General features: G+C 51.2%; 28 protein-coding genes. 18 read left to right on the top strand and 10 right to left on the bottom strand.

All coding sequences use genetic code 11. From position 1 onward, the window contains the following. Positions 1-35: 35 nt before the first annotated feature. From ATB02_RS26980 to yecF, 3 genes are read left to right on the top strand one after another with little or no spacing between them, the layout of a single operon-like run. Entirely contained in the window at positions 36-152 is a 117-nt protein-coding gene (locus ATB02_RS26980) for a hypothetical protein (RefSeq protein WP_001302039.1), read from the top strand. A gap of 37 nt (positions 153-189) precedes the next feature. Further along, positions 190-366: a protein YecU gene (yecU, locus tag ATB02_RS26065; RefSeq protein ID WP_001302050.1), complete on the top strand. Its 177-nt coding sequence runs from the start codon at positions 190-192 to the stop codon at positions 364-366. Next, on the top strand, positions 353-577 hold the full coding sequence (gene yecF / locus ATB02_RS08390; RefSeq protein WP_000106474.1) for a DUF2594 family protein YecF: 225 nt from the start codon (positions 353-355) through the stop codon (positions 575-577). Before yecU ends, yecF begins: the two co-directional genes overlap by 14 nt. 66 nt (positions 578-643) lie before the next feature. Here the strand turns inward: yecF and sdiA are convergent, their stop codons facing one another. The 8 genes from sdiA to ATB02_RS08350 form a co-directional block, all read right to left on the bottom strand. Then, positions 644-1,366, bottom strand: a complete 723-nt coding sequence (gene sdiA / locus ATB02_RS08385; protein ID WP_001154267.1) for a transcriptional regulator SdiA — start codon at positions 1,364-1,366, stop codon at positions 644-646. A 229-nt stretch (positions 1,367-1,595) separates the two neighbouring features. Next, positions 1,596-2,348: an L-cystine ABC transporter ATP-binding protein TcyN gene (gene tcyN / locus ATB02_RS08380; RefSeq protein ID WP_001272993.1), complete on the bottom strand. Its 753-nt coding sequence runs from the start codon at positions 2,346-2,348 to the stop codon at positions 1,596-1,598. Next, the gene (gene tcyL, locus ATB02_RS08375) at positions 2,345-3,013 is read right to left on the bottom strand and encodes a cystine ABC transporter permease (protein WP_001158220.1); all 669 of its coding nucleotides are present in this window, start codon (positions 3,011-3,013) and stop codon (positions 2,345-2,347) included. Before tcyL ends, tcyN begins: the two co-directional genes overlap by 4 nt. Before the next feature lie 14 nt (positions 3,014-3,027). Further along, positions 3,028-4,014 (bottom strand): D-cysteine desulfhydrase, encoded by a 987-nt coding sequence (gene dcyD / locus ATB02_RS08370; protein ID WP_001128215.1) that lies wholly within the window; start codon positions 4,012-4,014, stop codon positions 3,028-3,030. Between the two features lie 104 nt (positions 4,015-4,118). Further along, positions 4,119-4,919, bottom strand: a complete 801-nt coding sequence (gene tcyJ, locus ATB02_RS08365) for a cystine ABC transporter substrate-binding protein (RefSeq protein ID WP_001353139.1) — start codon at positions 4,917-4,919, stop codon at positions 4,119-4,121. A gap of 87 nt (positions 4,920-5,006) precedes the next feature. Further along, positions 5,007-5,558, bottom strand: coding sequence for a flagella biosynthesis regulatory protein FliZ (fliZ, locus tag ATB02_RS08360; protein WP_001354737.1), 552 nt, complete (start codon positions 5,556-5,558; stop codon positions 5,007-5,009). Positions 5,559-5,603: 45 nt separating this feature from the next. After that, a complete protein-coding gene (fliA, locus tag ATB02_RS08355) occupies positions 5,604-6,323 on the bottom strand; it encodes an RNA polymerase sigma factor FliA (RefSeq protein WP_001087467.1) in 720 nt (239 codons plus the stop codon). Between the two features lie 319 nt (positions 6,324-6,642). Continuing rightward, entirely contained in the window at positions 6,643-8,313 is a 1,671-nt protein-coding gene (locus ATB02_RS08350) for a FliC/FljB family flagellin (protein WP_105271409.1), read from the bottom strand. A gap of 265 nt (positions 8,314-8,578) precedes the next feature. Between ATB02_RS08350 and fliD the strand changes: the two genes are divergently transcribed. The 4 genes from fliD (at position 8,579) to amyA (ending at position 12,350) form a co-directional block, all read left to right on the top strand. Then, on the top strand, positions 8,579-9,985 hold the full coding sequence (gene fliD / locus ATB02_RS08340) for a flagellar filament capping protein FliD (protein WP_000146781.1): 1,407 nt from the start codon (positions 8,579-8,581) through the stop codon (positions 9,983-9,985). A 24-nt stretch (positions 9,986-10,009) separates the two neighbouring features. After that, positions 10,010-10,420: a flagellar export chaperone FliS gene (gene fliS, locus ATB02_RS08335; RefSeq protein WP_000270663.1), complete on the top strand. Its 411-nt coding sequence runs from the start codon at positions 10,010-10,012 to the stop codon at positions 10,418-10,420. Further along, positions 10,420-10,785, top strand: coding sequence for a flagella biosynthesis regulatory protein FliT (gene fliT, locus ATB02_RS08330; protein WP_089587558.1), 366 nt, complete (start codon positions 10,420-10,422; stop codon positions 10,783-10,785). Before fliS ends, fliT begins: the two co-directional genes overlap by 1 nt. Positions 10,786-10,862: 77 nt before the next feature. Next, positions 10,863-12,350, top strand: a complete 1,488-nt coding sequence (amyA, locus tag ATB02_RS08325) for an alpha-amylase (protein WP_001245699.1) — start codon at positions 10,863-10,865, stop codon at positions 12,348-12,350. A gap of 33 nt (positions 12,351-12,383) precedes the next feature. On the opposite strand, the gene yedD is transcribed toward amyA, so the two are convergent. Then, positions 12,384-12,797: a lipoprotein YedD gene (gene yedD / locus ATB02_RS08320; RefSeq protein WP_105271408.1), complete on the bottom strand. Its 414-nt coding sequence runs from the start codon at positions 12,795-12,797 to the stop codon at positions 12,384-12,386. Between the two features lie 186 nt (positions 12,798-12,983). Here yedD and yedE point away from each other — a divergent pair, with 186 nt between their 5' ends. The 5 genes from yedE (at position 12,984) to ATB02_RS27075 (ending at position 15,861) form a co-directional block, all read left to right on the top strand. Continuing rightward, on the top strand, positions 12,984-14,189 hold the full coding sequence (gene yedE, locus ATB02_RS08310; protein WP_000118920.1) for a selenium metabolism membrane protein YedE/FdhT: 1,206 nt from the start codon (positions 12,984-12,986) through the stop codon (positions 14,187-14,189). Further along, a complete protein-coding gene (gene yedF / locus ATB02_RS08305; protein WP_000790504.1) occupies positions 14,186-14,419 on the top strand; it encodes a sulfurtransferase-like selenium metabolism protein YedF in 234 nt (77 codons plus the stop codon). The genes yedE and yedF overlap by 4 nt, the downstream gene beginning before the upstream one ends. Before the next feature lie 108 nt (positions 14,420-14,527). Further along, entirely contained in the window at positions 14,528-15,196 is a 669-nt protein-coding gene (locus ATB02_RS08300; RefSeq protein ID WP_105271407.1) for an SOS response-associated peptidase, read from the top strand. Between the two features lie 110 nt (positions 15,197-15,306). Then, a complete protein-coding gene (locus ATB02_RS08295; protein WP_000494170.1) occupies positions 15,307-15,786 on the top strand; it encodes a GNAT family N-acetyltransferase in 480 nt (159 codons plus the stop codon). An 18-nt stretch (positions 15,787-15,804) separates the two neighbouring features. Continuing rightward, positions 15,805-15,861 (top strand): cyclic lactone autoinducer peptide, encoded by a 57-nt coding sequence (locus ATB02_RS27075; RefSeq protein WP_108990983.1) that lies wholly within the window; start codon positions 15,805-15,807, stop codon positions 15,859-15,861. A gap of 331 nt (positions 15,862-16,192) precedes the next feature. Here the strand turns inward: ATB02_RS27075 and fliE are convergent, their stop codons facing one another. Further along, positions 16,193-16,507 (bottom strand): flagellar hook-basal body complex protein FliE, encoded by a 315-nt coding sequence (gene fliE / locus ATB02_RS08285; protein ID WP_001274299.1) that lies wholly within the window; start codon positions 16,505-16,507, stop codon positions 16,193-16,195. 214 nt (positions 16,508-16,721) lie between these two features. Here fliE and fliF point away from each other — a divergent pair, with 214 nt between their 5' ends. From fliF to ATB02_RS08255, 6 genes are read left to right on the top strand one after another with little or no spacing between them, the layout of a single operon-like run. Beyond that, positions 16,722-18,380: a flagellar basal-body MS-ring/collar protein FliF gene (gene fliF / locus ATB02_RS08280; protein ID WP_105271406.1), complete on the top strand. Its 1,659-nt coding sequence runs from the start codon at positions 16,722-16,724 to the stop codon at positions 18,378-18,380. Continuing rightward, complete coding sequence (gene fliG, locus ATB02_RS08275) at positions 18,373-19,368, top strand: flagellar motor switch protein FliG (RefSeq protein WP_000067950.1); 996 nt, start codon at positions 18,373-18,375, stop codon at positions 19,366-19,368. The genes fliF and fliG overlap by 8 nt, the downstream gene beginning before the upstream one ends. Then, positions 19,361-20,047, top strand: coding sequence for a flagellar assembly protein FliH (fliH, locus tag ATB02_RS08270; RefSeq protein WP_001755088.1), 687 nt, complete (start codon positions 19,361-19,363; stop codon positions 20,045-20,047). The genes fliG and fliH overlap by 8 nt, the downstream gene beginning before the upstream one ends. Further along, entirely contained in the window at positions 20,047-21,417 is a 1,371-nt protein-coding gene (fliI, locus tag ATB02_RS08265; RefSeq protein ID WP_105271405.1) for a flagellar protein export ATPase FliI, read from the top strand. Before fliH ends, fliI begins: the two co-directional genes overlap by 1 nt. Before the next feature lie 21 nt (positions 21,418-21,438). Beyond that, complete coding sequence (fliJ, locus tag ATB02_RS08260; protein WP_000807585.1) at positions 21,439-21,882, top strand: flagellar export protein FliJ; 444 nt, start codon at positions 21,439-21,441, stop codon at positions 21,880-21,882. Continuing rightward, complete coding sequence (locus tag ATB02_RS08255) at positions 21,879-23,006, top strand: flagellar hook-length control protein FliK (RefSeq protein ID WP_105271404.1); 1,128 nt, start codon at positions 21,879-21,881, stop codon at positions 23,004-23,006. The genes fliJ and ATB02_RS08255 overlap by 4 nt, the downstream gene beginning before the upstream one ends. The last annotated feature ends 56 nt before the right edge of the window (positions 23,007-23,062 follow it).

The raw sequence follows: 23,062 nt of genomic DNA, 5'->3' as shown, positions 1-23,062 counted from the left end.
TTCTCTCGTTTTTGTAAATTCGATTGTCCACAGTTATGGTCACGCCCGTCACCAACGGCTTACCGGATCGTTTCACAGTAAGCCCTGCGACGAAATGTGACAAAAATTACCTTTATTCAGCAAAAATGAAAATCAGCCCGCTGAATATGTAACATTAATTAACCCGAACAATACGGGCAAAAAACATTCATGATAAAAATATTTATTGGTCATTATATTAACGCATTTAATAGCACCGTTGACGGCACGCTCAAAAAACAACCACTGCTATTTTTAGCAAAGCTTATGGTATACTCCGCCGCCTTAACATTTTTCACCGCAAATTTTCATTGCAACATGACGAGGAAAATAAATGAGTACGCCTGATTTTTCTACTGCCGAGAATAATCAAGAACTGGCAAATGAAGTCTCCTGCCTGAAAGCGATGCTGACGCTGATGCTGCAGGCGATGGGACAAGCTGACGCGGGCCGCGTGATGTTAAAGATGGAAAAACAGCTTGCGCTGATCGAAGACGAAACCCAGGCTGCAGTATTTTCCAAAACGGTTAAGCAAATTAAACAAGCCTACCGTCAGTAATATAAAACCGGCTGAGAGCGTGCCTTTCAGCCGGTTTTTGCATCTGGCACGCAGAAAGAAAAGCGATCAAATTAAGCCAGTAGCGGCCGCGTAACAGGCAACCTGGGTCTTATTCGGTGCATTGATTTTTTTCTGCATGTTTTTCTGATGGAAATTGACCGTATTCTCAGAGATTGACAAAATCATCGCTATCTCTGCTGATGTCTTCCCTTCCGCCGTCCATTTCAGAATTTCTTTTTCGCGCTTGCTGAAATTCATCTCTGGCGTCATCACTATTTCATCATTTAAACGCATCAGAGCCATCAGACTTTCGCGCACCAGTAACTGCATTTTTAATTGCAGTTCATCACTAAGAATGGGTATTTCGCGCGCGCTGCAACGGGAAAAGGACAAAAAGCCCAGCGCCCGGTTTGGCAGCATTAAATACTGGGTGACACCACGGCGTAAACCGTGTGCGCGCGCGGCTTCCCATAACGGCTGTGCTTCGCTGAATAAGTCATCATTCCACATTAAATGGCCCTGACTAAAGTTTTCAGGGTTCAGCACAGGATCAATGGCGAGAAAGTTTTTTGCCTGATAATAACTCACCCACGCCTCAGGGTAATTGGTGTAGAAAGCTACTTTAGGTCGCGTGAATGGTACCGGGTGGCGAACACATAACGAATAGTAATCGTACTCCAGCTGCTGAGCTTGAAGCTCTATTTCATGGTAGACCTCTTCTGCGGCCTCCATCCTCTGAAAACGCAACAGCATCGTGCGACGCCAGCTGAAAAAATCCGTATCCTGCATAGTAAACCGCAACGCCCCTGAGAGTGAGTATCATTTATAATGATAATTCAAACTATCACATAAATAAGATTTATATATAATTTATATTATTCAGGCAATGAATTACTTTTGCAAGCCATCGCATTCTCTTATGTTATTAATGAGTTATGCTGATTTGTTAAGCAGTTTTATCACGTTTGAAGTGGCGTCCCGCCCCGACTGGTAAATCGTCGGGGCTGATTTTTTCTTATTATTGCAGCAGAAACTTCTCGAGGAACTGGCGAGTGCGAGGCAGCTGAGGATCGGCAAATAACGCTTTTGCGGCCCCCTGCTCGACTATCCGCCCCTGGTCCATAAAGATCGCCCTGTCCGCAACATCCCGGGCAAAGCTCATTTCGTGCGTCACAATCACCATCGTGCGCTTTTCCTGCGCCAGCTGGCGGATGGTGTTCAGGACTTCGCCCACCAGCTCTGGATCCAGCGCTGACGTTGGCTCGTCAAACAAAATCACTTCAGGACGCATTGCCAGCGCACGCGCAATTGCGACACGCTGCTGTTGACCGCCAGACAAACGACGTGGATAGCTGGTTTCTTTGCCTGCCAGCCCAACTTTCGCCAACAGCTCGCGAGCGCGCGCCGTGGCCTCTTCTTTCGGTTCGCCTTTGACGATCACCGGCCCTTCAATAATGTTTTCCAGCACCGTACGATGCGGAAACAAATTAAAGTTCTGGAAGACAAACCCGACGTGCTGACGCAACTGGCGAATCAGCGATTTTTGCTGACTTAATGAACGTGCAGTATCAATGGTGATATCGCCAACGGTGATGGTTCCCGCTTCCGGTTGTTCCAGCAGATTTATGCTGCGTAGCAACGTGGTTTTGCCGGAACCACTCGGACCGATAATTGCCACTACTTCGCCAGGCTTCACCTCAAGGTCGATACCATGCAGCACCGTCTGACCGTGGAATTTTTTCACCAGGTTCTTAACTTCAATGGCACTCATTTTGGTTCTCTCTCCTGGCGATTAAGTTGATTCTCAAAATGGTTCTGCAACGTCGATAACACTGTCGCCATGATCCAGTAGATGAGCGAAGCCGCCAGATACATGGTGAACACCTCCAGCGTACGCGAGGTAATCAACTGCGCCTGACGGAACAGCTCCGGCACCTGGATTGTCGCGGCCAGCGACGTATCTTTTACCAGGCTGATAAAGCTGTTCGACAGCGGCGGCAACGCCACCCGCGCCGCCTGTGGCAAAATCGCGCGACGCATGGTCTGCCACGGCGTCATACCAATACTGGCAGCAGCTTCCCACTGACCTTTATCAATAGAAGAAATGGCGGCGCGCAGCGTTTCGGCAGCATAGGCGGCAGTGTTTAGCGACAGACCAATCATTGCTGACGGAATGGGATCTAGTTCGATGCCAAACTGCGGCAAGCCGTAATAGATCATAAACAGTTGTGCGATGAGTGGCGTACCACGAAAAATAGAGATATAAAAACGCGCCAGCCAGCGCACGGGCCAGATTGGCGAAAGGCGCATCAGCGCGAGAATAAACCCTAGCAGTAAGCCAAAAAACATGCCGCCGATACTGAGTTGCAGCGTATACCCAGCCCCTTTCAGCAGGAACGGCAAGGAATCAATAACCAGTTGTATACTTTCTTGCATGAGCGTTTCCGGAGCTAAACGTGGGGATGATAGGCGAACAGCGCAGGCGCGCCGCCGGTATGAATAAACAGAATCGGCCCTTCATCTTTGAAGCGTTTCTGACTGATACCGTCAATCAGCCCCGCCATCGCTTTTCCGGTATACACAGGATCAAGCAGAATGCCTTCCAGCCGCGCCAGCAATTTCACTGCTTCCATGCCTTCGTCGTTCGGCACGCCGTAGCCAGGTGCAAAATAGTCATCCCAGAGTAAAATTTCCGCTGATGCGGTCAGCTCCAGTTCTTTCGCAATCGCCTGTTGGAGGTTAACCACTTTCGGCAATTGATCGGCAACGGAACGCGACACGGTCACGCCAATCAGTTCGCTTTCAGGCATCAGGTGTTCCAGCCCAACAGCCAGTCCGGCGTGAGTTCCGGCACTGCCCGATGCGACCACCACCGACGAAATATTAACCGCCCCTTCACACTGTTGCGCGATCTCCAGCGCACTCTCCACATAACCCAGCGCACCCAAAGCATTAGAACCGCCAACCGGAATGACATACGGGCGAAAGCCTTGTGCTTCGACTCGCGTCGCCAGCTCCTCCAGTTGGGCATTGGGATCGGTCAGTGCGTCGCACATTTCAATCTGGGTATTGAACAGATCCAGCAACAAACGATTGCCGTTGGTTAAATAGTTTTCTGCGGTTGTGCCAATAGGATTTTCCAGCAGCGCCACGCAGTGCAGACCGAGTTTCGCAGCGACTGCGGCAGTCTGGCGCACATGGTTAGACTGGATCGCCCCGGCAGTAATCAGCGTATCGGCACCTTCGCGCAGAGCATCTGCCGCAAGAAATTCCAGCTTACGTAATTTATTGCCGCCCATTGCCATGGGGGTGACGTCATCCCGTTTGATGAAAATTTCCCGTCCAAGATAATCAGAAAAGCGTGGCAGATATTCGAGCGGCGTTGGCGCGCCGATAAATTCCAACCGTGGGAAACGGGTTAAATTATGCAGTGGCATAACAGCCTCCGATGTGTGTTGTTGTGATTTTCTTATTATGCACGCTGAAAACGCGTAAATAAAAAAGGCGCTAGTGAAAGCGCCCTTTTTTGTCATTATGCTGATTATTTGGTCACATCAGCACCAAACCATTTTTCAGAAAGGGCTTGCAGAGTGCCATCTTTTTGCATTTCCGCAATTGCATCATTCACCGCTTTCAGCAGGTCTTCATTTCCTTTACGCAGCGCTACGCCAGACTCCTGACGGGAGAATGCTTCACCGGTTACTGCCAGCGTATCGTTGGTTTTCTTCACCAGATCCAGCGCAGCCAGACGGTCAACGAGGATCGCATCAATACGGCCTACGCGCAGATCCTGATATTTGGTCGGGTCATCATCATAGGTACGCACATCGACGCCCTGAACATTTTGGCGCAGCCACTCTTCATAGTTGGTGCCCAGACCGACACCCACTTTTTTGCCTTTCAGATCATCAGCCGTTTTAATGCTGCCTTCGTTACCTTTTTTCACCAGCGCCTGAATACCGGAAATGGTGTACGGGGTAGAGAAATCGTATTTTTTCTTGCGCTCGTCAGAAATGGTGACCTGGTTAATCACCACATCAATGCGTTTAGAGTCCAGCGACGCCAGCATACCGTCCCATTTGGTCGGTTTTAGTGACGCCTCAACGCCAAGATGTTTTGCCAGCTGTTGGGCGAATTCCACTTCAAAACCGGTTAATTTGCCGTCATCCCCCTGAAAACTGAACGGCGGATAAGTTCCTTCCAGCCCTACGAGCAGCGTACCGCGCTCTTTAACTTTATTAAGCAGACCTTCATCTGCAAAACTTTTAACGCTCATGCCCGCAACCAGCGCCACGGCCATCACACCCATCAATGCCTGACGTCCCAGATGTGCTAATTTCATATTCACCCCGAATGTTGTTATGTCTGTTTGCAGTGTAGAGCCATTGTTTGTAAACACAAAAACAACTCTGCTACATCTTATTCTTATTTAATATATATCAGAAGCAGGCAGGCTGGTGGATTTCTGCACAAGTCCGGTACACGTTTGACGCTGATAGTGTTGATACTTCCGTAACGCGATGCGGTAATTGTTGGTGCTGGTAGTGGGCAGCCACGGGGCGAGGATTTCATCAAGGAAACCGTCCTGCAGCTGATCGAGGGAAATATTTTGCTCGTGTAGATGATTCCCCAAACGGCGCAGACGAACGACATATTCACGCACCGTACCTGGGCTCATTTCAGTTTGCTCAAAAAGAAATTGCTTAAAGCCGATAATATCGAAAAAATCACTCTGTGTTTTGCAATGTAAATCACCGCAGAATCGGCACAATGCCGCCCATGATTTTTGTTCCACTTGCCAGCCATTTTCATCAAGCAGCGTGTCCAGGCGGGAAATCTCGATTTTATTCACTATTTTGCCGTCGCGAACGAGGGTAATGCGATCGAGTAATTTACGGCAATGCGCGCAATGGGTCTGGCTGTGTTTAAAGTCTTTAAGATAGCGGCTTAATGGCCGTCTTTTCAGGTGCTGCACCATCATTAAGAACTCCTGGTAGTCAAAATTAAAGTGCGGCATTTACTGACGTTATAACTTACCCAGTTTAGTGCGTAACCGTTTAATGGCCTGGCTGTGTAACTGACTGACCCGCGATTCCCCGACCTCCAGCACCGCACCAATCTCTTTGAGATTCAGCTCTTCCTGGTAATAGAGGGTTAATACCAGTTTTTCGCGCTCCGGCAACGTTTCGATAGCTTCCATCACCCGCTGGCGCAGATTACTGTCCAGCAGTTGTTGTAGCGGGTTTTCTCGCTGATGATCATCAGTAACCAGTTCGATGCTATCGCCGTGCTCTTCGCGCCACTCATCGTAGGAGAAGAGCTGGCTGTTATTGGTGTCGAGCAACATTTGGCGATAGTCGGCAATATCGATCCCTAAACGTTCCGCTACCTCAGTTTCCGTGGCGTTGCGGCCAAGTTCCTGCTCCAGTTGCCCTATTGCCTGTGCCACTTCACGCGCGTTGCGTCGCACGCTGCGCGGCACCCAGTCACGGCTGCGAAGTTCATCCAGCATAGCGCCACGGATACGCTGCACTGCGTAAGTTGTAAATGCCGTTCCTTGTAGGGCGTCATAGCGTTCGACGGCATTAAGTAACCCAATGCCGCCCGCCTGTAGCAGATCGTCAAGTTCCACGCTCGCGGGCAGTCGAACCTGCAGGCGCAATGCTTCGTGACGCACCAGCGGGACATAACGCTGCCACAGCGAGTGTTTATCCATTACACCTTCAGCGGTATAGAGTGAATTCACGATAAACAGCCCTGCGTTATATGAGTTATCGGCATGATTATCCGTTTCTGCAGGGTTTTTAATCGGACGATTAGTGGGTGAAATGAGGGGTTATTTGGGGGTTACCGGTAAATTGCGGACAGAAAAAACCCCGCCGGTGGCGGGGGATCACGTTGCTGACAAATTACCATTAATGTTGCCGGATGCGGCGTAAACGCCTTATCCGGCCTACAAAAATGTGCAAATTCAATAAATTGCAATTCAACTTGTAGGCCTGATAAGCGCAGCGCATCAGGCAATTTGGCGTTGCCGTCAGTCTCAGTTAATCAGGTTAGGACGATTAACCCTGCAGCAGAGACAGAACCTGCTGCGGTACCTGGTTGGCTTTTGCCAGCACGGAGTTACCGGCCTGCTGGATGATCTGCGCTTTCGACATGTTGGACACTTCGGTCGCATAGTCGGCGTCCTGAATACGGGACTGCGCTTCGGACAGGTTGGTAGTGGTGTTGTTCAGGTTGGTGACCGCAGAATCCAGACGGTTCTGGATAGCACCCAGGGATGAACGGAATTTGTCGATGGACGCGATAGCGTCATCCAATGCTGCCAGCGGGTTGGTAGTCGCTTCAGATTCACTCGTTGTATTAGTCGTTAAGTTACCATTGGCACTTACATAGATAGCTTTACTGGTAGCCGCATTTTCACCACTAGTAATAGTGCCATCAGCTTGAGCAAAATACTCGGCAGGAGTTTGGCTCACTTTTCCATCGACTAAATACGCTGATGCAGCAGTGCCATTATTGACTGTATATGTCGCTGGTAAAGTTACACCAACAGTTGCAGTGTAAGTCTCATTTTTAACGGCGTTAGCAAACGTTGAAGCATCAACAGAAATATCTACCCCATCAAAACCATCGTTTGTCGTATTAGCAGTAAATGTACCTTTATCTGTTGTAATGACTGTTTTTGCCTTAACATTGTTTGCCATTAAGTCAGACAGTTTAGCTTGAGTATCAGTGCCTGCGTTAGTTTTACTTAAGTTACCATTAGTATCAAAATAGAGAGCGGCACCGTCATCAGCTGCAGTTAAAGAACCATCTTTAGCAATAATGACTTTTTGCTCTTGAGCTGTTGTACCGTTGCCAATACTTACTGTTGCAGCAGTGGTACCACCCGCTTCAGGATTCAGGAATGCCGCCAGTTGAGTCGCATCAACTGAAGCAGAAGCCGTATATGTATTAGTATCTTTATGATAAGTATATTCCACTGGCGTACTAGGGGCAGCCGCACCAAAACCAACATCTGCCTCCGTGGAAACTTTACTGCCATCAACACCAGCTACCGCATTCAAAATATCCGTGCTACTTGCGACGGCTTTGTCAGCAATATATCTATTAACTCCAGCTGTAGTGACCCCCGTATTATCGAGTTTTAAACCAACCATATCTTTAAGTGTTGCAGCAGTATTGGCTGTTTCACCTTCGCCATTCACGTTAAAACCGGTCAGCTTCAATGTAGAAGAGTCGATCTTTTTCAGATCAATCGTGATGGTTTCACCATCATTTGCACCCACCTGAATTTTCATTGAACCGTCTTTAGACAGCACGTTCACGCCGTTGAACTGGGTCTGACCAGATACGCGGTCAATTTCGTCAAGACGGGATTTGATTTCGTCCTGGATGGAGTCCAGGTCAGAATCGGAGTTAGTCCCGGTAGAAGCCTGAACCGTCAGTTCACGAATACGCTGTAAGTTGTTGTTGATTTCGGACAGCGCGCCTTCAGTGGTCTGTGCAACAGAAATACCGTCGTTGGCGTTACGTGCAGCCTGAGTCAGACCTTTAATGTTAGAGGTAAAACGGTTAGCAATCGCCTGACCCGCTGCGTCATCCTTCGCGCTGTTAATACGCAAGCCAGAAGACAGACGCTCGATAGAACTCGACAGCGCAGACTGGTTCTTGTTGATATTATTTTGAGTGATCAGCGAGAGGCTGTTGGTATTAATGACTTGTGCCATGATTCGTTATCCTATATTGCAAGTCGTTGATTACGTATTGGGTTTCCACCCGTCGGCTCAATCGCCGTCAACCCTGTTATCGTCTGTCGTAAAACAACCTTTAGAATTTTTTTCACAAACAGCCATTTTTTGTTAGTCGCCGAAATACTCTTTTCTCTGCCCCTTATTCCCGCTATTAAAAAAAACAATTAAACGTAAACTTTGCGCAATTCAGGCCGATAACTCCGGTATTCGTTTTACGTGTCGAAAGATAAAAGGAAATCGCATGGCAAGTATTTCATCGCTGGGAGTCGGGTCAGGTCTGGATTTAAGTTCAATCCTTGATAGCCTCACCGCCGCGCAAAAAGCGACGCTAACCCCTATTTCAAATCAGCAATCGTCGTTTACCGCTAAACTTAGCGCCTACGGTACGCTGAAAAGCGCGTTGACGACTTTCCAGACCGCCAATACTGCATTGTCTAAAGCCGATCTTTTTTCCGCCACCAGCACCACCAGCAGCACCACCGCGTTCAGTGCCACCACCGCGGGTAACGCCATCGCCGGGAAATACACCATCAGCGTCACCCATCTGGCGCAGGCGCAAACCCTGACCACGCGCACCACCAGAGACGATACGAAAACGGCGATCGCCACCAGCGACAGTAAACTCACCATTCAACAAGGCGGCGACAAAGATCCGATTACCATTGATATCAGCGCAGCTAACTCGTCGTTAAGCGGGATCCGTGATGCTATCAACAACGCAAAAGCAGGCGTAAGCGCAAGCATCATTAACGTGGGTAACGGTGAATATCGTCTGTCAGTCACATCAAATGACACCGGCCTTGATAATGCGATGACACTCTCGGTCAGCGGTGATGATGCGCTACAAAGTTTTATGGGCTATGACGCCAGTGCCAGCAGCAACGGTATGGAGGTCTCGGTCGCCGCCCAGAATGCGCAGCTGACGGTCAACAACGTCGCCATCGAGAACAGCAGCAACACTATCAGCGACGCGCTGGAAAACATCACCCTGAACCTGAACGATGTCACCACGGGCAACCAGACGCTAACCATCACTCAGGACACCTCCAAAGCGCAAACGGCGATTAAAGACTGGGTGAATGCCTATAACTCGCTAATAGATACCTTCAGCAGCCTGACCAAATACACCGCCGTAGATGCGGGAGCTGATAGCCAGAGTTCTAGCAATGGCGCACTGCTCGGCGACTCCACGTTGCGGACGATTCAGACGCAGTTGAAATCGATGCTGAGTAATACCGTTAGTTCTTCCAACTATAAAACGTTGGCGCAGATTGGTATCACGACCGATCCCAGCGATGGCAAACTGGAACTGGATGCCGACAAACTCACCGCTGCACTGAAAAAAGATGCCAGCGGCGTAGGTGCATTGATTGTTGGCGATGGTAAAAAAACCGGCATCACAACCACCATCGGCAGCAACCTGACCAGTTGGCTTTCGACAACGGGCATTATTAAAGCCGCTACCGATGGCGTTAGTAAGACCCTGAATAAATTAACTAAAGACTACAACGCCGCCAGCGATCGCATTGATGCGCAGGTCGCGCGCTACAAAGAACAATTTACCCAACTGGACGTTTTAATGACCTCGTTAAACAGCACCAGCAGCTACTTAACGCAGCAGTTCGAAAACAACAGTAATTCCAAGTAATTATTATTCATCGGGAGACAGGTCATGTACGCGGCAAAAGGCACCCAGGCCTATGCACAAATTGGCGTCGAAAGCGCCGTAATGAGCGCCAGCCAGCAGCAGCTGGTCACCATGCTATTTGATGGAGTGCTGAGCGCACTGGTTAGAGCGCGCCTGTTTATGCAGGACAACAATCAGCAAGGCAAAGGCGTCTCTTTGTCAAAAGCGATCAACATCATTGAGAACGGGCTGCGGGTGAGTCTTGATGAAGAGAGCAAAGACGAACTAACCCAAAACTTGATTGCTCTTTATAGCTATATGGTCAGGCGCTTGCTGCAAGCCAATTTACGCAACGATGTCTCCGCAGTCGAAGAAGTGGAAGCATTAATGCGCAATATTGCCGATGCCTGGAAAGAGTCTTTACTCTCCCCTTCTTTGATTCAGGACCCAGTCTGATGAACCATGCACCGCATTTGTATTTCGCCTGGCAACAACTCGTCGAAAAAAGCCAGCTCATGTTACGCCTGGCAACGGAAGAACAATGGGACGAACTCATCGCCAGCGAAATGGCGTATGTGAATGCGGTGCAGGAGATTGCACATCTGACTGAAGAGATTGACCCGTCCATCACGATGCAGGAGCAGCTCCGCCCGATGCTGCGCCTGATTCTCGACAACGAAAGCAAGGTGAAGCAGTTATTACAGATTCGGATGGATGAACTGGCGAAACTGGTCGGTCAGTCATCGGTGCAAAAATCGGTGTTAAGTGCCTATGGCGATCAGGGCGGCTTTGTGCTGGCTCCGCAGGATAACCTCTTTTGAATCTTAACGAGCTGATGGCTCGCGAATAATCCGATTACGGCTACGCTTCTAATGTTCCCCTTGAATGGAGTCGAAGAATGCGTAATCCCACGCTGTTACAATGTTTTCACTGGTATTACCCGGAAGGCGGTAAGCTCTGGCCTGAACTGGCCGAGCGCGCCGACGGTTTTAATGATATTGGTATCAATATGGTCTGGTTACCGCCAGCCTATAAAGGCGCATCGGGCGGGTACTCGGTCGGCTACGACTCCTATGATTTATTTGATTTAGGCGAGTTTGATCAGAAAGGCAGCATCCCTACTAAATATGGCGATAAAGCACAACTGCTGGCCGCCATTGACGCCCTGAAACGTAATGACATTGCGGTGCTGTTGGACGTGGTAGTCAACCACAAAATGGGCGCAGATGAAAAAGAAGCTATTCGCGTGCAGCGTGTAAATGCTGATGACCGTACGCAAATTGACGAAGAAATCATTGAGTGCGAAGGCTGGACGCGTTACACCTTCCCCGCCCGTGCCGGGCAATACTCGCAGTTTATCTGGGATTTCAAATGTTTTAGCGGTATCGACCATATCGAAAACCCTGATGAAGATGGCATTTTTAAAATTGTTAACGACTATACCGGAGAAGGCTGGAACGATCAGGTTGATGATGAACTCGGTAATTTCGATTATCTGATGGGCGAGAATATCGATTTTCGCAATCATGCCGTGACGGAAGAGATTAAATACTGGGCGCGCTGGGTGATGGAACAAACACAATGCGACGGTTTTCGTCTTGATGCGGTCAAACATATTCCGGCGTGGTTTTATAAAGAGTGGATCGAACACGTACAAGAAGTTGCGCCAAAGCCGCTGTTTATTGTGGCGGAATACTGGTCGCATGAAGTCGATAAACTGCAAACGTATATAGATCAGGTGGAAGGCAAAACCATGCTGTTTGATGCGCCGCTGCAAATGAAATTCCATGAAGCATCGCGCATGGGGCGCGACTACGACATGACGCAGATTTTCACTGGGACGTTGGTGGAAGCCGATCCTTTTCACGCCGTAACCCTCGTTGCCAACCACGACACCCAACCGTTGCAAGCCCTCGAAGCGCCGGTCGAACCGTGGTTTAAACCGCTGGCGTATGCCTTAATTTTGTTGCGGGAAAATGGCGTTCCTTCGGTGTTCTATCCGGATCTCTACGGTGCACATTACGAAGATGTCGGTGGTGACGGGCAAACCTATCCGATAGATATGCCAATAATCGAACAACTTGATGAGTTAATTCTCGCCCGTCAGCGTTTCGCCCACGGTGTACAGACGTTATTTTTCGACCATCCGAACTGCATTGCCTTTAGCCGCAGTGGCACCGACGAATATCCCGGCTGCGTGGTGGTCATGTCGAACGGAGATGATGGCGAAAAAACCATTCATTTAGGAGAGAATTACGGCAATAAAACCTGGCGTGATTTTCTGGGGAACCGGCAAGAGAGCGTAGTGACCGACGAAAACGGCGAAGCGACCTTCTTTTGCAACGGCGGCAGCGTCAGCGTGTGGGTTATCGAAGAGGTGATTTAAATTCATCCCCGGCGGCAAGCCGGGGAGATTTCATTACGGCAATGGCGTCGGTAACGGCGCTTTATCCAGCGCAGCGGCACACTCTGCCGTCGGGCGATCCGCACGCTCCATCGTCATTCCATCGTACTCAATGGTGTTACCTTCACGCTCAATCTCGTACAGCTCACGTTTTACGGTAACGTTAGTGAGATCATCAGACATCAATGTCAACTTACCCGGCACGGCAATCACCCGCTGCCACTGACGGCAATCGAGGGTATCGCCCTCTTTAGTGACAATAAGGCTGCCTATCGCTTCCGGGCTGACCAGCGCACGCTGCGGCCCTTTAGTCTGCCAGTAGCCCGCCAACCAGTCCGGCGCGGGGGTTTTCACAACATTGTTATAGTTTTCGACTTCGGCACAGCCCGCCAGCAACATGAGCGCGCCTGCAATTGCGAGTTTTTTCATCATTCGTCCTGCATGAGAAGAAAAGAGGATTGTGGCATTAAAGCCCTGATGTCGCCAGCCTTTCCAGGTTCAGAGAGAAATTTGATCTAACCATTATTTTTGTGAATTATTACCCCGAAAATAAATTTGCATGGTGTATGATCCGCGACTCTTGTTTCAAACCTTCTGAGTTCAGAGGCTACATTCATGTCATGGCAGCAATTCAAACACGCCTGGTTGATTAAATTCTGGGCGCCCATCCCCGCGGTCATCGCGGCGGGTATTCTCTCCACTTACTATTTTGGCATCACTGGCACCTTTTGGGCAGTCACGGGTGAATTTACCCGTTGGGGCGGTCAGGTTTTGCAGCTGTTTGGCGTCCATGCTGAAGAGTGGGGTTATTTTAAAATTATTCATCTGGAAGGATCGCCATTAACCCGCATCGACGGAATGATGATCCTCGGTATGTTTGGCGGCTGCTTTGCTGCAGCGCTGTGGGCCAACAATGTCAAACTACGCATGCCGCGCAGCCGTATCCGCATTATGCAGGCCATCATTGGCGGCATTATCGCCGGTTTTGGCGCGCGTCTGGCAATGGGCTGTAACCTGGCGGCGTTCTTTACCGGCATTCCTCAGTTCTCGCTGCATGCCTGGTTCTTTGCCATCGCCACTGCCATTGGTTCATGGTTTGGCGCGCGCTTTACCCTGCTGCCCATCTTCCGTATTCCCGTGAAAATGCAGAAAGTTTCTGCCGCCTCACCGCTGACGCAAAAACCGGATCAGGCGCGGCGTCGTTTTCGTCTCGGGATGCTGGTCTTTTTCGGCATGCTGGGCTGGGCGCTACTGACGGCGATGAACCAACCAAAACTGGGGCTGGCAATGCTGTTTGGCGTCGGCTTTGGTTTACTGATTGAACGTGCGCAAATCTGCTTTACTTCGGCGTTCCGCGATATGTGGATCACCGGACGTACCCACATGGCGAAAGCAATCATTATCGGTATGGCGGTAAGTGCCATCGGGATCTTCAGTTACGTACAGTTAGGCGTTGAACCCAAAATCATGTGGGCAGGACCAAACGCGGTAATTGGTGGTTTGCTGTTTGGATTTGGCATCGTGCTGGCAGGCGGCTGCGAAACCGGCTGGATGTACCGCGCGGTAGAAGGCCAGGTGCACTACTGGTGGGTCGGTCTGGGCAACGTGATCGGCTCAACGATTCTGGCGTATTACTGGGATGATTTCGCTCCGGCGCTGGCCACCGACTGGGACAAAATCAACCTCCTGAAAACCTTTGGCCCGATGGGTGGCCTGCTGGTGACATATTTGCTGCTGTTTGCTGCGCTGATGTTGATTATCGGCTGGGAAAAACGCTTCTTCCGCCGTGCGGCACCGCAGACAGCTAAGGAGATCGCATGAAAAATATCGTTCCTGATTACCGCCTTGATATGGTGGGTGAACCCTGCCCTTATCCGGCAGTCGCAACCCTTGAGGCGATGCCGCAATTAAAAAAAGGTGAGATCCTGGAAGTGGTGAGCGACTGTCCGCAGTCGATCAATAATATTCCACTGGATGCGCGTAATCACGGCTATACGGTGCTGGATATTCAGCAAGACGGGCCGACCATTCGTTATTTAATTCAGAAGTAATCCCTCATTCCCGCTGTGGCCAACAGCGGGAACATCGTTACCTCTGTATCACATAGATTTTACCCGCCCCCTCTCCTATTCTTTTCAGTATGATCTCAGGAGGTTGCTATGTGTGGACGCTTTGCCCAATCCCAAACGCGTGAAGATTACCTTGCGCTTCTCGCGGAAGATATAGAACGCGATATTCCCTACGATCCCGAACCCATTGGCAGATACAACGTCGCGCCGGGAACCAAAGTTCTTCTGCTCAGTGAACGTGATGAACACCTTCATCTGGATCCGGTTTTCTGGGGATATGCTCCCGGATGGTGGGATAAACCGCCGCTGATTAACGCCCGCGTAGAAACTGCGGCAACCAGTCGTATGTTTAAACCGCTCTGGCAACATGGTCGGGCAATCTGTTTTGCCGATGGCTGGTTTGAGTGGAAAAAAGAAGGCGACAAAAAACAGCCTTATTTTATCTATCGCGCTGATGGACAACCTGTTTTTATAGCCGCGATAGGTAGCACACCGTTTGAGCGTGGTGACGAAGCCGAAGGATTTTTAATTGTCACTGCAGCAGCAGACCAGGGTCTGGTAGATATTCATGACCGCCGCCCGCTGGTACTGTCGCCAGAAACTGCGCGGGAATGGATGCGGCAACACATTGGTGGTAAAGAAGCCTCAGAAATCGCTACCAGTGGCTGTGTGCCAGCAAACCAGTTCACCTGGCACCCTGTGTCGCGCGCGGTGGGTAATATCAAAAACCAGGGCGCAGCGTTAATTCACCCTGTTTGATAAGCCTGGAGATTATTGTTCAACAATACTGCGTCATAAGAAATCTCTATTAGACAAAGATTTCATTACCTGTTGGCATATTGCAAAAATAACACCAATACGGAATCGTCATGTTCACGATTAAAACAGATGATCTCACCCATCCAGCAGTGCAAGCATTAGTGGCTTACCATATTTCCGGCATGCTGCAGCAGTCTCCCCCCGAAAGCAGTCATGCTTTAGATGTGCAAAAATTACGTAACCCGACAGTGACATTCTGGTCAGTATGGGAAGGCGAACAACTCGCAGGAATTGGTGCGCTGAAGTTGCTGGATGATAAACATGGCGAACTGAAATCAATGCGTACCGCGCCAAATTATTTACGTCGGGGTGTCGCCAGTCTGATTTTACGCCACATTTTGCAGGTCGCCCATGACAGATGCCTTCATCGCCTGAGCTTAGAAACGGGTACACAGGCTGGATTTACGGCCTGCCATCAACTTTATTTGAAGCATGGTTTCGTTGATTGCGAACCGTTTGCTGATTATCAACTTGATCCACACAGTCGATTTTTGTCATTGACGCTATGCGAAAATAATGAATTGCCATGAGCCAGACGCAGCACATTCTTGCATTCGACGTGCTGCGCCTTTATTTATCACCAGCCGGAAACGCCTTGTCTCTAGACGCCCCTTCCACATACGCCACAAGAAACCTCTATTCCAGTGACACAATCACGCCTGATTATTTCCCTAGCCCGGAATATGAATAAAAACATCAACAAAGATTAAATTATCCAAACGTTACTATTGCGTCTGTGGTTGTAACAACAACCGACCTGGTGATGCGTGTTAAAGGAGACACTCTGATGTTCAGGGGGGTTATCGCGTTTACAGATCGTGGATGGCAGAAAACTTTCAGAATCAGGTTTCCATTTTAAACCAGAAATTGAGTGTGTTTGCCCCATCCATGCCCCACGCGGTGAGATCGGATGTAATCAACAACAGGTTACACAACTTACACCTGCATGCTCATCACTTCCTGATACGCCGCCACCAGCTTATTACGCACCTGAATCCCCATTTGCATTGAAACTGAGGCTTTTTGCATATCGGTCATCACATCGTTTAACGCCACGCCGGGTTCGCCGAGGGTGAATTTTTCTGCCTGCGTGCGGGCGGCGGTTTGTGTATCGCTTATGCGATCGAGCGCGGCATGCAACTGCCCGGCAAAACTAATGGTCGGTTGCGGTAGTGATTCCTGCGCACGCGCACTCATCGCCGTAGCCTGTAACTGGCTGATAACCCCTTCAATCCCCTGTATCGCTGACATTTTCATCTCCCGGATAATTTCTGGTAGCAAAGCCTACCAGTAAGTCAATAAGACAAAGGCGCTAAATAGCAACAAAAAAACGGGTTTATTGGCGGATAGAAAAAAACGAAAGCACAAATAATGAGAGCGTCAATTTTTCGAGTTTGCTGACCCGGGAGTGAGTCTTGTTCCACTTTGCCAATAACGCCGTCCATAATCAGCCACGAGGTGCGCGATGAATGCGACTGCAGCCCAGACAAAATCTCTTGAGTGGCTTAATCGCCTGCGTGCGAATCCGAAAATTCCATTGATTGTTGCCGGTTCCGCAGCAGTGGCGGTCATGGTCGCACTGATCCTGTGGGCGAAAGCCCCCGACTACCGCACATTATTCAGCAATCTTTCCGATCAGGATGGTGGCGCAATTGTCAGCCAACTGACGCAAATGAATATTCCTTACCGCTTCAGCGAAGCCAGCGGCGCTATTGAAGTTCCGGCAGATAAAGTTCACGAACTGCGCCTGCGCCTGGCGCAACAAGGTTTGCCCAAAGGCGGCGCGGTCGGTTTCGAACTGCTCGATCAGGAAAAGTTTGGCATTAGCCAGTTCAGCGAACAGGTGAATTATCAGCGGGCGCTGGAAGGCGAGCTTTCTCGTACCATCGAAACTATCGGCCCGGTAAAAGGGGCGCGTGTCCATTTGGCATTGCCGAAACCCTCTTTATTTGTCCGTGAGCAAAAATCCCCTTCTGCATCGGTGACGGTAAATCTGTTACCCGGCCGCGCACTCGATGAAGGGCAAATTAGTGCCATTGTGCATCTGGTTTCCAGCGCAGTTGCTGGTCTGCCGCCGGGGAACGTGACGTTGGTTGATCAGGGCGGACATCTGTTAACCCAATCCAACACCAGCGGGCGCGATCTTAATGATGCTCAGTTGAAATATGCCAGTGATGTCGAAGGCCGAATTCAGCGGCGTATTGAAGCGATCCTGTCGCCTATTGTCGGCAACGGCAATATTCACGCCCAGGTTACGGCGCAACTGGACTTCGCCAGTAAGGAGCAAACCGAAGAGCAGTATCGCCCTAACGGTGATAAATCTCAGGCGGCGCTCCGCTCACGCCAGCTTAATGAGAGCGAGCAAAGCGGTTCCGGTTATCCAGGCGGCGTACCGGGTGCGTTGTCGAATCAACCAGCACCCGCAAATAACGCGCCGATCAGCACGCCTCCGGCAAATCAAAATAATCGCCAGCAGCAGGCAAGCACTACCAGCAATAATGGGCCGCGTAGCACACAACGTAATGAAACCAGTAACTACGAGGTCGATCGCACCATTCGTCATACCAAAATGAACGTGGGCGATGTGCAACGTCTGTCAGTCGCGGTAGTGGTGAATTACAAAACCTTTCCAGATGGCAAACCGTTGCCTCTCAGCAACGAACAGATGAAGCAAATTGAAGATCTGACCCGCGAGGCGATGGGCTTTTCTGAAAAACGCGGTGACTCGCTCAATGTCGTTAACTCGCCGTTCAATAGCAGCGACGAAAGCGGTGGAGAACTGCCGTTCTGGCAACAACAGGTATTTATCGATCAGTTGCTGAGCGCCGGACGCTGGTTGCTGGTACTGCTGGTGGCGTGGCTACTGTGGCGTAAAGCGGTACGTCCACAGCTAACTCGTCGCGCTGAGGCGATGAAAGCTGTGCAGCAACAGGCGCAGGCCCGCGAGGAAGTGGAAGATGCGGTGGAAGTCCGCCTGAGCAAAGATGAACAACTCCAACAACGACGCGCGAACCAACGTCTGGGGGCAGAGGTCATGAGCCAGCGTATCCGTGAAATGTCTGATAACGATCCGCGCGTGGTGGCGCTGGTCATTCGCCAGTGGATAAATAACGATCATGAGTAACCTGACAGGCACCGATAAAAGCGTCATCCTGCTGATGACCATTGGCGAAGACCGGGCGGCAGAGGTGTTCAAGCACCTCTCCCAGCGCGAAGTGCAAACCCTGAGTGCAGCAATGGCGAACGTCACGCAGATCTCCAACAAGCAGCTAACCGATGTGCTGGCGGAGTTTGAGCAAGAAGCTGAACAGTTTGCCGCACTGAATATCAACGCCAACGATTATCTGCGTTCGGTGCTGGTTAAAGCCCTCGGTGAAGAACGTGCCGCCAGCCTGCTGGAAGATATTCTCGAAACCCGCGATACCGCCAGCGGTATTGAAACGCTCAACTTTATGGAGCCGCAGAGCGCCGCCGATCTGATTCGCGATGAGCATCCGCAGATTATCGCCACCATTCTGGTGCATCTGAAGCGTGCGCAAGCCGCCGATATTCTGGCGTTGTTCGATGAACGTCTGCGCCACGACGTGATGTTGCGTATCGCCACCTTTGGCGGCGTGCAGCCAGCCGCGCTGGCGGAACTGACCGAAGTACTGAATGGCTTGCTCGACGGTCAGAATCTCAAGCGCAGCAAAATGGGCGGCGTGAGAACGGCAGCCGAAATTATCAACCTGATGAAAACGCAGCAGGAAGAAGCCGTTATTACCGCCGTGCGTGAATTCGACGGCGAGCTGGCACAAAAAATTATCGACGAGATGTTCCTGTTCGAAAATCTGGTGGATGTCGACGATCGCAGCATCCAGCGTCTGTTGCAGGAAGTGGATTCCGAATCGCTGTTGATCGCGCTGAAAGGGGCCGAGCAACCACTGCGCGAGAAGTTCCTGCGCAATATGTCGCAGCGTGCCGCCGATATTCTGCGCGACGATCTCGCCAACCGTGGTCCGGTGCGTCTGTCGCAGGTGGAAAACGAACAGAAAGCGATTCTGCTGATTGTGCGCCGCCTTGCCGAAACTGGCGAGATGGTGATTGGTAGCGGCGAGGATACCTATGTCTGATAATTTGCCGTGGAAAACCTGGACGCCAGACGATCTCGCGCCACCACAGGCAGAGTTTGTGCCAATGGCCGAGCCAGAAGAAACCATCATTGAAGAGACTGAACCCAGCCTTGAGCAGCAACTGGCACAACTGCAAATGCAGGCCCATGAGCAAGGTTATCAAGCGGGGATTACTGAAGGCCGTCAGCAAGGTCACGAACAGGGCTATCAGGAAGGTCTGGCCCAGGGGCTGGAACAAGGGCTGGCACAGGCAAAATCCCAGCAAGCGCCGATTCATGCCCGGATGCAGCAACTGGTCAGCGAATTTCAAACTACCCTTGATGCACTTGATAGTGTGATTGCTTCGCGCCTGATGCAGATGGCGCTGGAGGCGGCGCGCCAGGTCATCGGTCAAACGCCAACGGTGGACAACTCGGCGCTGATCAAACAGATCCAACAGTTGTTGCAGCAAGAACCGTTATTCAGTGGCAAACCGCAACTGCGCGTGCACCCGGATGATCTGCAACGTGTTGATGATATGCTGGGCGCAACCTTAAGTTTGCATGGCTGGCGCTTACGGGGCGATCCCACGCTCCATCCAGGCGGCTGCAAAGTCTCCGCCGATGAAGGCGATCTCGATGCCAGTGTCGCCACTCGCTGGCAAGAACTCTGCCGTCTGGCAGCGCCAGGAGTGGTGTAATGACCACGCGCCTGACTCGCTGGCTAACCACGCTGGATAACTTCGAAGCCAAAATGGCGCAGTTGCCTGCGGTACGTCGCTACGGGCGATTAACTCGCGCTACCGGGCTGGTGCTGGAGGCTACCGGATTACAATTGCCGCTCGGCGCAACCTGTGTGATTGAGCGCCAGAACGGGTCGGAAACGCATGAAGTAGAAAGCGAAGTGGTTGGCTTTAACGGTCAACGGCTGTTTTTAATGCCGCTGGAAGAAGTGGAAGGTGTCCTGCCCGGCGCGCGCGTTTATGCCAAACACATTTCGGCTGAAGGGCTGCAAAGCGGCAAGCAGTTGCCACTCGGTCCGGCGTTATTAGGTCGCGTTCTGGATGGCAGCGGTAAACCGCTTGATGGCCTTCCCTCCCCCGATACGACCGAAACAGGTGCGCTGATCACCCCGCCTTTTAACCCTTTGCAACGTACACCGATTGAACATGTGCTGGACACGGGCGTGCGCCCAATCAATGCCCTGCTTACCGTTGGGCGCGGGCAGCGTATGGGGCTATTTGCTGGTTCTGGTGTCGGTAAAAGTGTGCTGCTGGGGATGATGGCACGTTACACCCGCGCCGATGTCATTGTCGTGGGTTTGATTGGTGAACGTGGGCGCGAAGTAAAAGATTTTATTGAGAATATCCTCGGTGCCGAAGGGCGTGCACGCTCCGTGGTGATTGCCGCTCCAGCGGATGTTTCTCCGCTCCTGCGAATGCAAGGTGCCGCCTATGCCACGCGCATTGCCGAAGATTTTCGCGATCGTGGTCAGCATGTGTTGCTGATTATGGACTCCCTCACCCGCTACGCGATGGCCCAGCGTGAGATTGCGCTGGCGATTGGCGAACCGCCTGCCACCAAAGGTTATCCACCGTCGGTATTCGCCAAATTACCGGCGCTGGTCGAGCGTGCCGGTAACGGTATCAGCGGCGGCGGCTCAATTACGGCGTTTTATACCGTGCTCACCGAAGGCGATGACCAGCAGGACCCGATTGCCGACTCCGCACGGGCGATCCTCGACGGTCACATTGTTCTTTCTCGTCGTCTGGCGGAAGCCGGACACTATCCGGCGATTGATATTGAAGCGTCGATCAGCCGTGCAATGACGGCGTTGATCAGCGAGCAACATTACGCGCGAGTGCGCAACTTCAAACAGCTGTTGTCGAGTTTTCAGCGTAACCGCGATCTGGTTAGCGTCGGTGCGTACGCCAAAGGCAGCGATCCCATGCTTGATAAAGCCATCGCCCTGTGGCCGCAACTGGAGGGCTATTTGCAACAAGGTATTTTTGAACGCGCGAGCTGGGAAGAGTCTCTCCAGGGGCTGGAGCTCATATTCCCGACAGTGTGAAAACGCAGGAGATAACGGCAGATGGCAGAACATGGCGCGCTGGCGACCCTGAAAGATCTGGCAGAAAAAGAGGTAGAAGATGCCGCGCGCCTGCTGGGTGAAATGCGTCGCGGATGCCAGCAGGCAGAGGAACAACTCAAAATGCTGATCGATTATCAGAATGAATATCGCAATAACCTCAACAGCGATATGAGTGCCGGGATGACCAGTAACCGCTGGATCAACTATCAGCAGTTTATCCAGACGCTGGAAAAAGCCATTACTCAGCATCGCCAGCAACTTAATCAGTGGACGCAGAAAGTTGACATTGCCCTGAACAGCTGGCGAGAAAAGAAACAACGTTTGCAAGCCTGGCAGACACTGCAGGAACGGCAATCCACGGCGGCACTGCTTGCAGAAAACCGTCTCGATCAGAAAAAGATGGATGAGTTCGCCCAACGTGCCACCATGAGGAAACCCGAATGATTCGCTTAGCGCCCGTGATTACCGCTGACGTTGACACCGCCATATTGCCCGGCGGTAAAGCCAGCGATGCTGCACAAGATTTTCTCGCATTGTTGAGTGGAGCAATAGCAGGTGAAACAACAACCGACAAAGCGGCCCCTCAGTTGCTGGTGGCAACAGATAAACCCACAACAAAAGGTGAGCCGCTGGTCAGCGATATTGTTTCCGACGCGCAACAAGCGGATTTACTGATCCCTGTGGATGAAACACTTCCTGTCATCAACGACGAACAATCCACATCAACACCGTTAACCACCGCTCAGGCGATGACGTTGGCTGCGGTGGCTGACAAAAATACGACAAAAGACGAAAAAGCAGATGAGCTTAATGAAGACGTCACCGCAAGCCTGAGCGCCCTTTTTGCGATGTTGCCGGGTTTTGACAATACGCCCAAAGTGGCTGATGCGCCGTCAACCGTGTTACCGACAGAGAAACCAACTCTCTACACAAAACTGACTACTGCGCAATTCACAACCGCACAGCCTGATGACGCCCCCGACGCGCAAGCTCAGCCAGTAACACCGCTGGTAGCAGAAGCCCAGAGTAAAGCGGAAGTCATCAGCACACCTTCGCCGGTGACCGCTGCCGTCAGCCCGCTCATCACTCCGCACCAGACACAGCCGCTGCCCACCGTCGCAGCACCTGTTTTGAGTGCGCCGCTGGGTTCTCACGAATGGCAACAATCATTAAGCCAGCATATTTCGCTGTTTACCCGCCAGGGGCAACAAAGCGCAGAGTTGCGTCTGCACCCGCAGGATTTAGGTGAAGTACAAATCTCCCTCAAAGTGGATGATAGCCAGGCGCAAATCCAGATGGTGTCACCGCATCAGCACGTACGCGCCGCGCTGGAAGCTGCGCTACCGGTACTGCGTACGCAGCTGGCAGAAAGTGGCATTCAGTTAGGGCAAAGCAACATCAGTGGCGAAAGCTTTAGTGGTCAGCAACAGGCCGCTTCACAGCAACAGCAAAGCCAGCGCACAGCAAATCATGAACCTCTGGCGGGTGAAGACGGCGATACGCTACCCGTTCCCGTCTCTTTACAAGGGCGCGTAACAGGCAACAGTGGCGTTGATATTTTCGCCTAACGTCAGAGGTAGCACCGTAATCCGCGTCTTTTCCCCGCTTTGTTGCGTTCAAGACG

The sequence above is a fragment of the Escherichia sp. MOD1-EC5189 genome, from assembly GCF_002966045.1.
Lineage (GTDB): Bacteria > Pseudomonadota > Gammaproteobacteria > Enterobacterales > Enterobacteriaceae > Escherichia > Escherichia coli_F.
The sequence above is the reverse complement of the archived record's forward strand: the minus strand, read 5'-3'. Positions and strand labels throughout refer to the sequence as shown.